Raw genomic sequence first — 13,950 nt, forward strand, 5'->3', positions numbered from 1 at the left:
TCAAGCAGAGTTCTCACGCCCCGGCACTGCGCGCCTTCGGCCCGGTGCCCCTACAGCATAGCCTGGAAGCGGGGCGGGGCAAGACACCTCCGGGAGAATGATCCATATCGGTAGGGCCTCAAGGGCGCTCCACTTCGAAAATGCGGCTGTTACTGACCGATATGTTTTGGCAATCGGGCGATCATTTGCCTGAAGTTCGCCATTTATTCGATTGTTGAAGTCCAGGTTGATCCGATGCCAACAATAGGCTTCTCTCCCATCTGCGCCGTAAAAATCTTTTAGGCGGCACAATTGACCTTGACTCAGGTTGACTATACTCACCCCGTCGGAGGGGCGCAGATGGCTATTCAACTTTTTCATGCCGCTGAGGTGGCCAACGCCGCCGGGATTTCGAAGCCGACGTTGCTTCGATGGATCAAGAGCGGGCGTATCGCGGATGCCTCAAAGCGCGACCGAAATGGGTGGCGTGTTTTCAATTCCGCGGAAGTCGAAAAGATAAAAAGGGTCGCAAGTGCCGCCAAGAGAGCTCCCCGATGAACGGTGCCGATATGCCTGAGCGCCAAGAGGACGTCGCCGCCATTTCGCCAACATTTTTGGCCGTGGATTTCTTCTGCGGCGCCGGCGGGACGACCCGTGGCCTGATCGATTCCGGCGGTTACGTCATCGCAGGCATCGACAAAGATGGGCGGTGTGAGGAGACCTACGTCGAGAATAATGCCAACCGAACGCTTGACGGAAAGAAGGTAAAGTTTCTCAATCGCGACATTTTCCCTGCGACCGAAGAATATGCTGATGGCGAGCAACAGCAGCTCGAGACGGAATTGCAGGACCTTATAACGGACCGACGGCGCCATGCGCCCGGCGTGCCATTGCTTTTCGCGATCTGTGCTCCGTGTCAGCCATTTACCAAGCTGTCCAAGAAAGAGCTTTCGGACGATCGCAAGGCAGGTCGGGAACGTGACAGCAATCTTCTGCAGGAGGCGGCAAAGTTCGTTGCCCGCTTCCGTCCCGAGATGGTCCTGTCGGAGAATGTGCGCGGAATACGCGATCCGAAATACGGCGGGGTTTGGAACGAGTTTAAGGAGAAGCTGGAGTCATTGGGATATGTTGCCGGGTCGCGAGTGGTCTGCACCTCGAATTTCGGGGTTCCTCAGTTCCGACGTCGTTCGATTCTCGTTGCCGTCCGGAAGGAACTGATCAGGGAAGAATTCCTGTCGGAAGACGGCGAGCTCATTGTTCCTGAAAGAGACCCCGACGCCCAGACTGTGACCGTGCGACAGGCGATTGGAAGCTTGCCCGCCATGTTGGCCGGTGCTCAGCACCCGACAATCCCGAACCACAAGACGCGTACACTTTCGGAACTGAACTTGAAGCGAATAGCCGCAGCGCTGCCCGGGAAACCGAATTCCTACATGGAGAATACGGAGCATGGGGATCTGTCGCTCGCTTGCCATCGCAAGGTGAACGCAAAGCTCAAAGTCCGGTGCTTCACCGACGTATATACGCGGATGAGCCCGGATCGGCCGTCTCCTACGATCACGACGAAGTGCCATAGCATTTCGAACGGACGGTTCGGTCACTATGATACAAAGCAGCTAAGGGGCATCTCTCTCCGCGAGGCTGCCATCCTCCAGTCGTTTCCGCGGGACTATATTTTTTATCCGAAGCACTCCATCGACCCAGTCGCTCGGATGATCGGGAACGCGGTGCCGCCACGGCTCGCCAAGTATTTTTCGGATTATCTCGTCGGCTCTTTGACCGTTGCCGAGGAGGCGAGGTGACCGAGCAGGTCTTGGATGCCTTGCGCCAAGTCGCACTCCCAGATCGTCAACGGGGACCAACCCGCTGCAATGAGAGCGTCATGCGAACGGTTGTCACGCGCAATATTAGCCGCGACCTTTCTCGACCAGAACTCCGTGTTCGACGCCGGCAATTTGCCGCGTCTGCAACTATGGCCATGCCAAAAGCACCCGTGAACGAATACGGAGGTGCGATGACGCGGCAGAACGATGTCGGGGTTACCAGGAAGGTCTCGTCGATGAAGGCGAAATCTGTGGCCCGCGTGGTGGAGAGCGGATCGAACAGCCAGCTCGGGAGCCGTATGCTTCGATCGCACGCGCGACATCAGTTTCGATCGCTGATCTGGGGTAAGGGTGTCCGCCACGACCGGAATATAGGCTCATCGCAAGGCTGCCGCCATGACTGAGAAGAAAAATGCTGACGCCGGGCAGCTCGATGTCAGTTTCAAAACGCGCGCCCGTACCGTTGACCATCTGGGCCGAGGACAGATTGCCGATGCGCCGACGGCCGTCAGCGAGCTGTGGAAAAATGCTTGGGACGCCTATTCATCTTCCGTGTCCCTGAATATCTTCGACGGCGATCCGATTGTGGCGGCGATTTTCGACACCGGAGTCGGCATGACTGCTTCGGATTTTGTCGATCGCTGGCTTGTTATCGGAACCGAGTCGAAGATTGAAGGCCCGCCTCCGCCCCCTCCGCCGTTCTACAAAGGCAAACCACGTGCGCGGCAGGGCGAAAAAGGCATCGGCCGTCTCTCGACTGCGTTTCTCGCTCCCGCTGCCCTCGTCGTCTCTCTGCAGGAGGCCGGCGAGTTCGCCGCAGTTCTCGTCGATTGGCGGCTATTCGAGAATCCGTTCTTGTCGATCGACGAAATAACGCTCCCGGTGCGGAAATTTCAGGCGCGATCCGACATTTTGGCCGGGTTGCCGGAAATGGCATCCGCGTTGTTGAAAAACGTCGGCGCGCAAGGCAAGGATGGAGCGTGGGACCTCAAGCCGGCTTGGAACCGGGACCCCGATTCCAACCCGGTTCCCACAACCGACCCGACGCGGATTATCGATTTTTGGAAAGAGCTGCCTGTCCAGCAGCGCCATCTGAATGAGTGGTTGGTCTACGCCGGATTGGAAGAGCACGGCACCGCTTTGTTCCTCCTCGGGGCGCACCACGAGCTGTCAGTCTGGCTCCATGCGTCGCATCAGGACGACGAAGCGGAAGCGGCAAAACAGCGCCTGCTGGATATTTTGACGGGCTTTACGGACTCGCTGACCGACGACCCAGTGGAATTTGACTACGAAGTTCTTCTGTACCGCGGTGCGGGATCTCGCCGCGCGCTCTCTTCAACGGATGTATTTGATATTTCGGACTTTCGCGATCTCGAGCATTCGGTCGAGGGCCGGTTCGACGAGAAGGGCGTGTTCCGGGGGAAGGTCAAGGCATTCGGGATTGATCTGGGAGAGCGGGAGATCGCTCCCACGAGGCCGATACCCGCAGCAGCCCGGCCGGGTCCTTTTGATTTCGCGATCGGGACGTTCGAGCAAGTGCAGACCAGTTCAACGCATGTTGCGAAACGACACCGAGATTTGCTCGAGCAGGCAACGCGATATGGCGGCGTCCGCGTGTATCGGGACGGTCTTCGCGTAATGCCGTACGGTTCGACCGACGCCGACTTTTTTGGCTTGGAGGAGCAGCGCCAAAAGCACGCCGGTCGTTACTTTTGGGCTCATCGGCGCAGTTTTGGACGTCTCGCGTTCACGCGCGACGGCAATCCGGAACTGCGTGACAAGGCTGGTCGTGAGGGTCTGGTCGAGAACCAGGCGAGCCGTCAGCTCAGATTGTTGGTTCAGAGCCTGCTATTGCGGCTCGCACTGGAATACTTCGGCACGGACTCGCCTGACCGCGCCGAGAAGATTGCGGAGACACGAAAGCGCAACCAGAAGGGTCACAAGGCGGCGGATCAGGCACGTAAGCGGAGACGAGCCGCCTTCCGGGCTTACTTGAATGACGCCGTTGAACGCATGCCTGCGTTAACCAGTAATGTGGAGGCGATCGGGGCTCGACTATCTAAAGACGCGTCTCTTGATCGAGATGCGCTCTCGCTGTTGAGAGGCGACGTCGAGAGGGCCCGCGCGGAATTCGTCGCGTTGTCGCCCGCCGAGGTTCCAAACGTTCTGGGCGATCTTGAGCTGAAATATCGTGGGTTCCGGGACGACCTCGACGAGGCGGGAGAACTGCTCGCCGTGTCGGAGGATGTGCTCCGGGCGCTTGAAGCCGAGGCTGGGAAGTCGTCTGTTCGCGAAGTTGCGACCGCAGCTCAAATGCACCACAGAAAAGCTCTCGAAGAGATGCTGGACGACTATCACTTCCAGATCCGGGAGGGGATCAAAGGTCTGACCGGAAACTGGACGTCAACGATCGCGGATGACCGTGAGCGATACGATCGCGCAACGGCGCCGCTGATGAAAGGGTTGGGCAAGGACACCGATCTCGCGGATCTCCTCGCTTTACTGGACGGAACCCGGGCTGAGCTCGAAGAAGAGTTTACCGACCGTTACAGATCCGTCGTACAAAACATGTCCGCGATTATCGACGGCCTCGATGCGCAGACGGCGCTGGCAATGGTCGACGATGACCGCGAAGACCTTGACCGGAAGGTGCGCGACCTCAACGCCGTCGCTCAGCTTGGGATTACCGTCGAAATCATCGGTCACGAACTGGAAGATCTCGACAGCGAGGTCTCTCGGAGTTTGGAAAAACTGCCGGCAGAAGCGCGTTCGGCCCCTTCGTTCCGTAGAGCGCTAGATGCGCATCGCGCATTGACCGAAAAGCTCCGGTTCCTTGCTCCTCTTCAACTGGCGGGTGCCCGTATACGCGAGACGATCTCCGGGCAGTCAGTGTATGAGTATGTCCGGGACTTTTTCGGTAATCTTTTCGAGGATAACGGCGTGGCGTTCGACGCGACCGACCGTTTCAAGGCGATCAAGTTCACCGAGTTGCGGTCCAGAATATACCCGGTGTTTATCAACTTGACGAACAATGCCCTCTACTGGGTCGCAAACTCACCGGAAAAAACAATCCGTTTTGACTACATCGACGGGAAAATTGTCGTTGGAGATAGCGGGCCTGGCGTCGATAAAGACGACGTGTGGAGGCTCTTCGAGCTATTCTATACGAAGCGGACTTCCGGAAGGGGCGTCGGATTGTATCTCTGTCGCGTAAATCTTGAGGCGGGACGCCACGCAATTCGTTACGCAGAAGACGAGGATCCGCATATTCTTCCCGGTGCGAACTTTGTGATTGAGTTGCGAGGTCTCGGCAATGACCGCTGAAGTCTACGCCGCTAGCTATGCCGACGCGATCGAGCGTAGTTTTCGTGACGATGCAATTCGCACGGCGATGCTGATCGATGATCAATTTCCCAATTATCTGCAGATGCAGGCCGCGAACGATAAGGATTACAAGGATCTCGATCGGGCGCGAAGCCTCTACCGTTCGCTGCACGCCCGCGGCTTGTTGTGCGATATCGTCAATTGGCGCGCCCAAAAGGAAACGGAGTTTGTCTCACTCGACAAGGTTCGGAAAAGCGATCTCGTCGTTCTCGATTATCAACTAGGTCATGGCCCTGAATCGGCGTTAAAAATCCTGCGCCACTTGGCTGTGTCGCCCCACTTTAATCTAGTCGTTCTATACACGTCGGACCCATTGAAGGGGGTAGCACTTGCGGCGGCTGCAGCGATGCGCGGAGTTATACCGCCTGCCGCCCAGCTGAAGCCGTCCGAAGAAGTGCTCGACGAGGCGCGCGACCTACTTTCTCAGGAAGATTATTCTGAAATCGATCATGACGGTTTGATCGACTACCTCATCGCTGGGAAGACGCCGTGGATTGTCGGCCTGCGGAAGTCTCTAGAAGAAGCCGAGATCGATTTGGCCAACCTCAAAGCGTTGGCGGATCATATCCCTCGTGCTTGGATCGCCAAGCTGCATGGAGATTATCCCGCCGAGGGTCCGATACTTGATATCGAGGCGGATGTTGCTGACGAGGCTTGCCTCTGGATCCGATGCGGGAGCTGTTTCGTCGCTATCGTCGGCAAGGGAACGGCGGGAGAGGGAGAAGACGAGGGCGAGTTTGTGTGGCGACGGCTCGGCCACGCGCTTCGAGCATGGCGACCGAACGTTTATAGGTTAATCCTGTCGGAGGTTCAGAACGCCCTCGAACTCGAAGCTATCGTCGATCACGAATCGTGGCTCGACGACAATTTATGTCTCGGGCTCGGCATGTACTTGCTTGAAACCGAAGAGACGGCGGCGGCCGAACATTCCCCGGACGATATCAAAGGCTCCGCCCATACTCTGATCGACCGGTTCGTCGATCTCATCCGCCGGCGCCTCGCAACCCAAGAGCGCATCACGGAAACGGCGTCTGCCATGCTCCATGGTCGCCTTAGCCTCCCCGCGGCGGCGGTGGCCGAGGGCGAGGGCGTTCGGCACACGCGCGCTCGCGAATTTGCACATGTTCCCGCCGACCGGAAAGTGAACTGGGCGCGCAAGGTTTTGCCCTCGGTGAACGCGTTCATGGTTTCGGATACCTTTCGGGGCTCGCACATTACGACCGGGAGCGTGCTTCGCGACTCTCGCGGCGATTACTGGCTAAGCATGTCGCCGGCGTGTGATCTAGTTCCACGCGAGCCGGGATTGGTCGGCCTCCAGATTATGCAGCTTACGGTGGAGAAGGAAGGCGATGCCTTCACGCAGGGCGATAAGGTAGTGATCGTGACGGACCGCGGCCCTGTGATCCTGCGCGCTTTGAATGCAAAAACCAGGCAACCCAACCTGTCGATGCTTCTCCTGCCCGACGGATCGCGCGTTACTCCGGGGGAAGAGGGAGCTCCGCCAACGATCCGCGGGTGGTTTGCCAACCACCTTCCTCTGGCGAAATCCAAGCCAAAGCCGTGGAAGCTTTCGGTGGTGTCCCAATTACGCGGCAGCTTTGCCACTCGCTTTTTGATGGTTACCGGCCAGCATCTCTCGCGCGTGGGTGTAGATTTCGTCGATCCCTAAGGCTCGCCCCGATCTCGATCCATGAGAATAGCAGCCGCGATGACGGCTTCTCGCGAACCTTGGCTGCCGTCTGCGAGCATCAACGCGCGACGTAGCGGGCCGTCAACCGAATTGGGCATGCGCCGCTTTCTTGGTTTCGTAAGCTTCTTTATCGCACCGAAATCGACCGCATCCACAAGGGTCCGCATCCCGCCCAGCATTACCTCCGGGTCTTTCGGAGCTGCGTCAAAAACCTCCCTAGGCATTCCGGTCGAGAGGAAGACGTCTCGCAAGTTCAAATTTAGAGCTTCGACACCGGGCGGCGTGAGAGCGCGGTGCGGACATGAGTGGTACGGAAAACTCTCCGCGAATTCTAGAATCAGATTTGCAATCTTTGCGACGTGTTCGGAGCTGCATTCCGCCAAGTCGCGACCGATAAGCTCCTCGGGGACTTTGTATTTGCCGTCGACAAATCGGTACGACCAACCACTTCGCCTAGCGGTGCCTCGATATCCGGCGGTCCTTACACGCCCTTCCTTCTGAGAGTAGTTGCGCTGCAAAAGGAAGAAGCGAGCCGCCTGGTCGGCGCCCAATGCAACTTGCTGCAGCTCGTACCACTCTTTGAATCCGGGCACATCGGACATCTCTTTCTGTAGCATGAAGGTGACTGCGCGTGCCGCGCTGAGAAACGCATTGAGCAAATAGGGTAGCTCGTGCGGCAAGGCCCGCCTTAAGGTGCGCGAAAAATAGTCGGCTTCGAGCAGTCTTTCTTCGACCAACAAGAGGCTGGTGAGTGTGCGTTTTTCGGTCACGTTTTCGAAAGGCCTTGGTCTGCGATCACCTTGACTAGAGCGACCGCGAACGAGTGAAGGTGCGGGATGGTCGTAGCAAAAATCTCTATGTGACCGTCGTTATTCAGGAGGCCCGTGTCGGAGATCTCGGCAGCTCTCAATATCGGCGAAAACTTTGCCGGCTCGATGGAAAATAGGACGTGCGGCACGTCCGACGCATGGGACTGCCCACCAAGCAGCCCGCCGTTGCAACTCGTTATCGGAGTGGCCCCAGCTGCGGAAAGAGCGTAGATGGCGCCCGCCGTGCCGATATCAAACCCGCTAAGCTCACTGCAATCTTCTATCAGACCGTCCAAAAGCGCATCTACCTTGTCATCGTTTTCTCCCGCCCCCTCAAGGTCGCGCAAGAGTTCGGATTCTTCGCGAACTATGGCTTCAGCTTCGGCGAGCGAATATCCTCGCATGTCGATATATGCATGATTCAGCAGAATGCCGTCTTGCGCATCTGCGTTTTCGAACGGGCCTATCGCGCCAAGCGCGACGTCCCTTACGATCTCAACTTCTACGCTGTTCCACATGGTGCCGACTCCCAGAACGCGAGATATTATTTTGTGTGTTCATCGCGCTGTGCGTGCTCTGTCTCGCCTTCACCCTCAAGCAGGGCCTGCAGCTTCGCAGAGGCATATTTCGGATAGGGTGGCATGCCCCACGGCCGATCGGGGATCGGTGCGTGCAGCAGCCAATCCTCCAGATCCTGGTAGATGCTCGACAATTGCTCGTCGACCATTCGGAACTGCTCCGCGAAGTCGGCAGCAAGCCGCGGGTCCTGCGTGATCGGGAGTGCCGGCACGACCTTCGCCCCCCAAGCTCCGGTTTCCGGGTCGAACATCGTAATGCCAAATATCATGTGAGCGGCAAGATTTCGGCCGGTCGACGCCTTGTCCAGCTTTCTGAAAATCTTCTCCAGATCCTTCAGGCTGTCGTCGTTAAGTTCGACCGCTTTGGCAACATCCCTGATGAGGCGTCGCTGCGCGCTGTCGGACCGCGGACTGAAGAATATGGCTTCGGCCAGCGGGGACTCGATCCCGGTGAGGTGCCCGAAAATACGCAAAAGCTGGTGAACGGTACGGTTCCATGACAAGGTGACGTGTCCGACGAGCGTTGCATGCTCTTGCCATTCCTGAGCGCCTAATACCGCCATATTCAACGTCCTTCCGTTTCGGCCGTCGCGATCATGGTTCGACCGCCAGTATCATCTGGATCCCCATCGCCCAAAGCTCGACCCCAACGGCTGCAGCCAAGGCGTGTTCGGGCGATTTTGCTCTTTCTCTGAGCGCGCGATAACGCCGCCGCCGCTGCGCGCGGATATAATTGCTGGTGGCTCGCAGCCCGACGTCGTCAGACGTTTGAGCAAATTTTTCAACCTCGGAAAGAGGGTTGTCCTGCCGGATCGACGAGCGGTCGTCGAAACCGTCAAACAGTGCTTTTAGAACAGCCGCGGCAGGCTGACGCCTCTCTCTAATCTCGAGCGCAATCTTGCGGACGGCGTCTTCAGGCTCGACCTCGGGTATCTGAACCGGCTTCGAGCAGACATGGACGCGGTAACAATCATAGACAATGCGGTGCGGTCCATCGGCTGCCGCTTTTCGATCAAGTGCGCTGCGGATGTCGGCTGGCCGGATAATAAGCGACCGTTCCAGGATTTCTTCGCGATCAAACAGCTGGGCGTAGTGGGGCCAATCGGCGAAGCGCGGAGCGGTATAATAGACCTCCGCGCCGTCCGTCTCGGCTTTCAGCAGCGTTTCGAACTGACCGTCGGGCTCGGCGGTGTTGATCGAAAATCGCCAGAAGGGCCGGTCCAGCGGCGGCGCCGGGACGGTCAGATCGGACCGGACAAAGCGGGTCAAGGACTGCCCGAGCTTGAACTGAAGCAGCAACGGCGCGCCGGGGCGGTCGAATGCCACATCGAAGCCGAGGTCAGCCTCGTGAAGCAGGCTCGGAAGGAATGGGACGGGCCTGATTCCGATTTGCCGCAGCAGGTTTTCGGTCTCCCGCGTAACGCCGTAGCCATAGGAAAATTCCGACAGGCGTTCCCGCAATTCGATCGCCACTTAGTGCCCCCCTCCTGAAATCCTGTTTCGGCCGCTTCTTCCAGTTCCCGAGTAATGCTCGCTTCGGCATGCTATCCGGCATCGATACTTAGCGGATTCGACTATAAGCGGTTAGCCAGCGATACCATCGCATCCAACGCTTTGAAGGACAGGAAATGGACTTCTCGTCACAAAATGTCTTCGAGATGTTTGTCCGCAATGGGAACGAAACAGGCTTCTGGATCAAGCGGACGACGTGGGGCAACACCTGCGCCAAGGTGGTCTTGGTCGGTGAGCTCAAGGGGCCCCCGCCCTATTTCGGCAATCCGAAGGTCTTCGCGGAAATCTACAATCTCGACACGGGGGCACTGATCGACCCGAACGGCAAAATATCCGTTCCTGGTACCTACAAGACTTGGCGCCGGATCGATCCGCCGGAGTGGGCAACCAAGGACTGACGGGCGAGCGCGCCGCCGGGTGTTGAGAACAAGCTTGAGAGGGGCGGGCTTTGTCGGTCGCGGTCGACAATCGAAATGCATCTATGCTCCGGTCTTGATAAAGCCGGGGCGATGAGAACGAACCTCAACCTGACGGCTCAACCGGGCCGTCTTCATCGCCGCTTGACTCGCCTTGGTGGAGCCTTGTCATGAGCGACGCGACTGGCGACGAACGGCCTCGCGGCTCCGACCGGCGCATCGCCCTGCTGATCGATGCCGACAATGTATCGCACGCAAAGATGGGCGCGATCGTGGCCGAACTCTCGAAATATGGCACCGCGAACATTCGCCGGGCCTATGGCGACTGGACGAGCCCAGGCCTCAAGCCGTGGAAAGACCGGCTGCACGAACTTGCGATCCGGCCGATCCAGCAGTTCAACTATTCCGCGGGCAAGAATGCGACCGACATTGCGCTCGTGATCGATGCGATGGAATTGCTCTACACGCAGGACCTCGACGCCTTCGCTTTGGTGTCGAGCGATGCCGACTTCACGCCGCTCGTGATGCAGCTGCGCGGCAACGGGCATGATGTGTTCGGCTTTGGCGAGCGGAAGACGCCGGCGCCCTTCGCGGCTGCGTGCACCACCTTCCTCTATCTGGACAGTCTGGGCGATCTTGCCGGCCCGGCTCCCAAGGCGGCCGCGAAGGCTGCGCCCGCCGAGGAAGCGGCCGGAAAGGAAGAGGCGAGGGCGCCGCTGGCGCAGGATACGAAGCTGGTGACCCAGCTTCGCGGTGCTGTGGCCGCGGCGGCGCGCGACGATGGATGGGCGCTGCTCGCCGCCGCCGGCAGCGCGGCGAAACGGTCGGGTCCGATCGATCACCGCAACTATGGCGTACGCAATTTCTCGGCGCTGTTCGAGGCGACCGGCTTGTTCGAACTATACAAGGCCGAGGGCGGGCACATTTGGATCGCCGACAAGCGGAACAAGGAGCGTTCGGCGGAACCGGCTGGAGCGCGAAAGGACTGAAAGCACGTAAGAATAGTCGGCTAGAAATCGTCGAAACTCTGGATTTTGCTCAGCGCGGAAACTTCGTTGAGATGCGTTCCGATGGCATGGACCTCTTCGTCCCACACGGCGAACAACTGCTTGTCTCCTTCGTTCTCATATGAGTTCAGATGGAAATCATAGGTGTCCAAGAAGAGTTGCTCGTAATATTTCGACAGGCGGTTCTCGATCTTCGTGAAGGTCGCGTACATCCGGATTCCGTCGGGCCATTTTTCCTTGATGTGGATGGGAATCCTTTTGTCCGCCAAGCCTTTGCCAACATAGACGCAAAGCATGGTGTTTGTGCGGTGATCGTCGCACTCATCATGGTCGATCCACAGGTGATACAGGCCGAATTGCCCCTTGATGCCCTTCAGGTACATCTTGTAATCCACATCGCCCATTATGAGATCGGGATCTATCGGCAGTTCGGTGCAGAACAGGCTCTCGTTGATTATCTCCGCAGCGGACATCGGCGCATGCAGTTCTGCGCCAGCCACTCGGTCAAACTCTTCATATTCTGGCGCTTGGCATAGAAAATCTTGGTCGATGCATTTCGTAGTCACTGAAATTACCTCTCTCATCTCGATTGTATTTCGCTGGCTGCCGCCAGCGCCGCTGCCGATGCTTTCGGCGTCATCCTACCTTTGTAAGGATGATTGAGGCGGCAGGCAGCGCGAGGGCAAGAAGGGTCGGGAGCCGATAGTGGGCGCGCTTCGGGTCGCACCGGAGCGACCAGATCACCGCGGTACTGCCCATCATGGCGAGGAGGAGGGTGGCGCCGATAGCGAGGATGATCTGGGCAGCGGGATCCATCACTCGGACTCCTCGATGATGCGCCTGATGGCGGCCGCGCTATGGCCTTCGGCCTGCAGCTCACGAACGCGCGCCAGGCGTTTCCGGTGCGCGATCTGCACGTCGGACGGCGGCAGTTCGTGAATGAGAATGGGCTGGAGACTTTCGCCCCAGACATTGGCGAAGATCGCCTCGGGCGCGAGGAAGAGCCCGCTTCGGATCCTGTCCTCATTGCTGCCTAGGATGGCATCTTGGCCCAATACGAAAGCAAAGTGGAGACCGCCGTTCTCGAGCGGGATCACGACCCATTCCCGACTGCCCCAAGTGCCGATACGCCCGTCGTATACATATCGATATGCGCTCTGGTTGAGGTCGATGAACAACTGGAGCGGGAGGCGGTCCTCCTCCTCAAGACGCGCGGCAAACGCCGTGATATTTAAGGCTTCATCATGAAAATTGTGGACGTCGAAGACTGCCGCATCGAGGATGTCCTGTTCCGACGTCGCGATCCGGTCCGGCTTTTTGACCGCGTCGCGCGTGCCGAAGCGCTCGTCCCAGCTCTGCGTTCGCACCTCGACGTCTCGCCCGGCGCGGTAGTGCTGGAGATCGGAATGCACGGTGAGCGCGTCGTACAGGCCGAGGAAGTTGCACTCCGCTCCAAGCGCAAGCTCGGTACCGCGTTGCAGAAGGGCGGCCATCTCGCGAAGAACGGCGATGTTGACGCCGAAGCGTCGCATCTCGAACAGCACCGCAGCGATGTTGACCTGGAAGATGTCGAACTTGCGATGGCGGCCTTTGCCGGTACCGCCGCGCGACGGGACCAGAAGCCCGCTTTTGAGCCAGAAGCTCATCACGTCGTCGCTGGCGCCGATGCGCTCGGCGATCTGTTGGCGAGTGAAGTCGATCTGGGGATATTGCATGGGGCCTCTGGAACGTCGATACAGGTTCATAGGTCCTTTGTAAAGGACCATCGATCCTTTGTCGGTCGGGGGGGAGGGGGGGCGGGTGGTAAGATGGGTGGTCAAGCCATCGGGCAAATTGTGCGGCGGCCTGCTGCGGCGCGTGGGATCCCTTTGGCCATATCGCGCTCAGACCCGTCGTCGCCACGTCGGAGGCGAGGGCAGCTTGTACTGCGCGCTGTCGGGCTTGCATCGCACCGACCAGATGATGGCGGGCAGCGAGCGCACCAGTTCGCGGATGGCGAGGCATCCCATAATCAGCAGCAGTTCGGTCATGGGCGGCTCCTGAAACAATCCGGGCGCAGTGTCATCTGTCACCGACGCGCGCATTACCGGCGTCAGATAGCCGAATTTTCGGGGCGGGATCCCGTCCGCCAGCGGACGCTATCGACGGAATCGCGTCTAATGACATGGCGACTTTGGTGCCGTGCCTAGCGTCTTGCGATCGCGCTCTTGAATCGGTTTCGGCGATCGGCCCGTTCTTCCAAGTTCCTTCGGCCATGTGCGCCATCTCTCCCATACCCTGCGCCGCGATCGGCTGCTGTCGGGCCTCTTACCCGATTGCCCCACCGCCAATCCACGGCATTGCGGCCCGATTTTCCGCTTCGTGTATCGTAAGAGGCAGGCCCTATCACGCTGCCGCCGGACAGGTCTGTCCTGAGAGGCCGCGATGAACGGTCAAGTCTGTCCGCCTGAGATTGGCTTGCGGCGCTCGCTGATCCTGTCGAGGTGCGAACATGAACCGGATCGACGATGTTCAATATCGACGGCGCGGTCGGATCGTCCTGATTGCGGCGTGCATGGCCGGATGCCACCGTGCGCGCCGAGGTTGCCGGCCCATCGTCGAACGGGAATATGCGCTGGCCGAGACGGCGCGCGAGGGGGGAGCTGATCTGCAAATCACAGGTCTGGCGGCGCGCATGACCTGGCGATGCGAAAGTTTTTGCCGCGAACGTCTGCTTCTTCAGATCGGTGCCCAAAAGCGGCCTGGCCGCCAT

General features: G+C 58.8%; 14 protein-coding genes. 5 read left to right on the top strand and 9 right to left on the bottom strand.

All coding sequences use genetic code 11. The features are described from left to right. Window positions 1–533: 533 nt before the first annotated feature. On the top strand, window positions 534–1,781 hold the full coding sequence (locus AC3A43_RS09645; RefSeq protein ID WP_487792326.1) for a DNA cytosine methyltransferase: 1,248 nt from the start codon (window positions 534–536) through the stop codon (window positions 1,779–1,781). Here the strand turns inward: AC3A43_RS09645 and AC3A43_RS09650 are convergent. Continuing rightward, entirely contained in the window at window positions 1,739–2,164 is a 426-nt protein-coding gene (locus AC3A43_RS09650; RefSeq protein ID WP_487792327.1) for a very short patch repair endonuclease, read from the bottom strand. The genes AC3A43_RS09645 and AC3A43_RS09650 overlap by 43 nt on opposite strands. 34 nt (window positions 2,165–2,198) lie before the next feature. Here AC3A43_RS09650 and AC3A43_RS09655 point away from each other — a divergent pair, with 34 nt between their 5' ends. Both AC3A43_RS09655 and AC3A43_RS09660 read left to right on the top strand, forming a co-directional pair. Then, a complete protein-coding gene (locus tag AC3A43_RS09655) occupies window positions 2,199–5,126 on the top strand; it encodes an ATP-binding protein (protein WP_487792328.1) in 2,928 nt (975 codons plus the stop codon). Further along, window positions 5,116–6,855 (top strand): response regulator receiver domain, encoded by a 1,740-nt coding sequence (locus tag AC3A43_RS09660; protein ID WP_487792329.1) that lies wholly within the window; start codon window positions 5,116–5,118, stop codon window positions 6,853–6,855. Before AC3A43_RS09655 ends, AC3A43_RS09660 begins: the two co-directional genes overlap by 11 nt. Here the strand turns inward: AC3A43_RS09660 and AC3A43_RS09665 are convergent. The 4 genes from AC3A43_RS09665 to AC3A43_RS09680 are packed head-to-tail and all read right to left on the bottom strand — an operon-like array spanning window position 6,852 to window position 9,736. After that, window positions 6,852–7,646 carry a hypothetical protein gene (locus AC3A43_RS09665; RefSeq protein ID WP_487792330.1) on the bottom strand — a complete coding sequence of 265 codons (795 nt, stop codon included), beginning with the start codon at window positions 7,644–7,646 and terminating at the stop codon, window positions 6,852–6,854. The two genes, AC3A43_RS09660 and AC3A43_RS09665, sit on opposite strands and share 4 nt — an antisense overlap. Further along, entirely contained in the window at window positions 7,643–8,203 is a 561-nt protein-coding gene (locus AC3A43_RS09670; RefSeq protein ID WP_487792331.1) for a hypothetical protein, read from the bottom strand. The genes AC3A43_RS09665 and AC3A43_RS09670 overlap by 4 nt, the downstream gene beginning before the upstream one ends. Before the next feature lie 26 nt (window positions 8,204–8,229). Beyond that, window positions 8,230–8,826, bottom strand: coding sequence for a hypothetical protein (locus AC3A43_RS09675; protein WP_487792332.1), 597 nt, complete (start codon window positions 8,824–8,826; stop codon window positions 8,230–8,232). Between the two features lie 31 nt (window positions 8,827–8,857). Continuing rightward, window positions 8,858–9,736 carry a hypothetical protein gene (locus tag AC3A43_RS09680; RefSeq protein WP_487792333.1) on the bottom strand — a complete coding sequence of 293 codons (879 nt, stop codon included), beginning with the start codon at window positions 9,734–9,736 and terminating at the stop codon, window positions 8,858–8,860. Between the two features lie 155 nt (window positions 9,737–9,891). Here AC3A43_RS09680 and AC3A43_RS09685 point away from each other — a divergent pair, with 155 nt between their 5' ends. Both AC3A43_RS09685 and AC3A43_RS09690 read left to right on the top strand, forming a co-directional pair. After that, window positions 9,892–10,173 carry a hypothetical protein gene (locus AC3A43_RS09685; protein WP_487792334.1) on the top strand — a complete coding sequence of 94 codons (282 nt, stop codon included), beginning with the start codon at window positions 9,892–9,894 and terminating at the stop codon, window positions 10,171–10,173. Window positions 10,174–10,361: 188 nt separating this feature from the next. Then, window positions 10,362–11,180: an NYN domain-containing protein gene (locus tag AC3A43_RS09690; RefSeq protein WP_487792335.1), complete on the top strand. Its 819-nt coding sequence runs from the start codon at window positions 10,362–10,364 to the stop codon at window positions 11,178–11,180. 20 nt (window positions 11,181–11,200) lie between these two features. Here AC3A43_RS09690 and AC3A43_RS09695 read toward each other — a convergent pair whose 3' ends face one another. The 4 genes from AC3A43_RS09695 to AC3A43_RS09710 all read right to left on the bottom strand — a co-directional run bounded on the left by AC3A43_RS09695 (window position 11,201) and on the right by AC3A43_RS09710 (window position 13,228). After that, window positions 11,201–11,698, bottom strand: a complete 498-nt coding sequence (locus tag AC3A43_RS09695; RefSeq protein ID WP_487792336.1) for a hypothetical protein — start codon at window positions 11,696–11,698, stop codon at window positions 11,201–11,203. A 136-nt stretch (window positions 11,699–11,834) separates the two neighbouring features. Next, on the bottom strand, window positions 11,835–12,014 hold the full coding sequence (locus tag AC3A43_RS09700; RefSeq protein ID WP_487792337.1) for a hypothetical protein: 180 nt from the start codon (window positions 12,012–12,014) through the stop codon (window positions 11,835–11,837). Then, window positions 12,014–12,913, bottom strand: a complete 900-nt coding sequence (locus AC3A43_RS09705; protein WP_487792338.1) for a MerR family transcriptional regulator — start codon at window positions 12,911–12,913, stop codon at window positions 12,014–12,016. The genes AC3A43_RS09700 and AC3A43_RS09705 overlap by 1 nt, the downstream gene beginning before the upstream one ends. A gap of 168 nt (window positions 12,914–13,081) precedes the next feature. Further along, complete coding sequence (locus tag AC3A43_RS09710; RefSeq protein WP_487792339.1) at window positions 13,082–13,228, bottom strand: hypothetical protein; 147 nt, start codon at window positions 13,226–13,228, stop codon at window positions 13,082–13,084. Window positions 13,229–13,950: the final 722 nt, after the last annotated feature.

The organism is Sphingopyxis sp. Soil_C_28, from assembly GCF_057657055.1.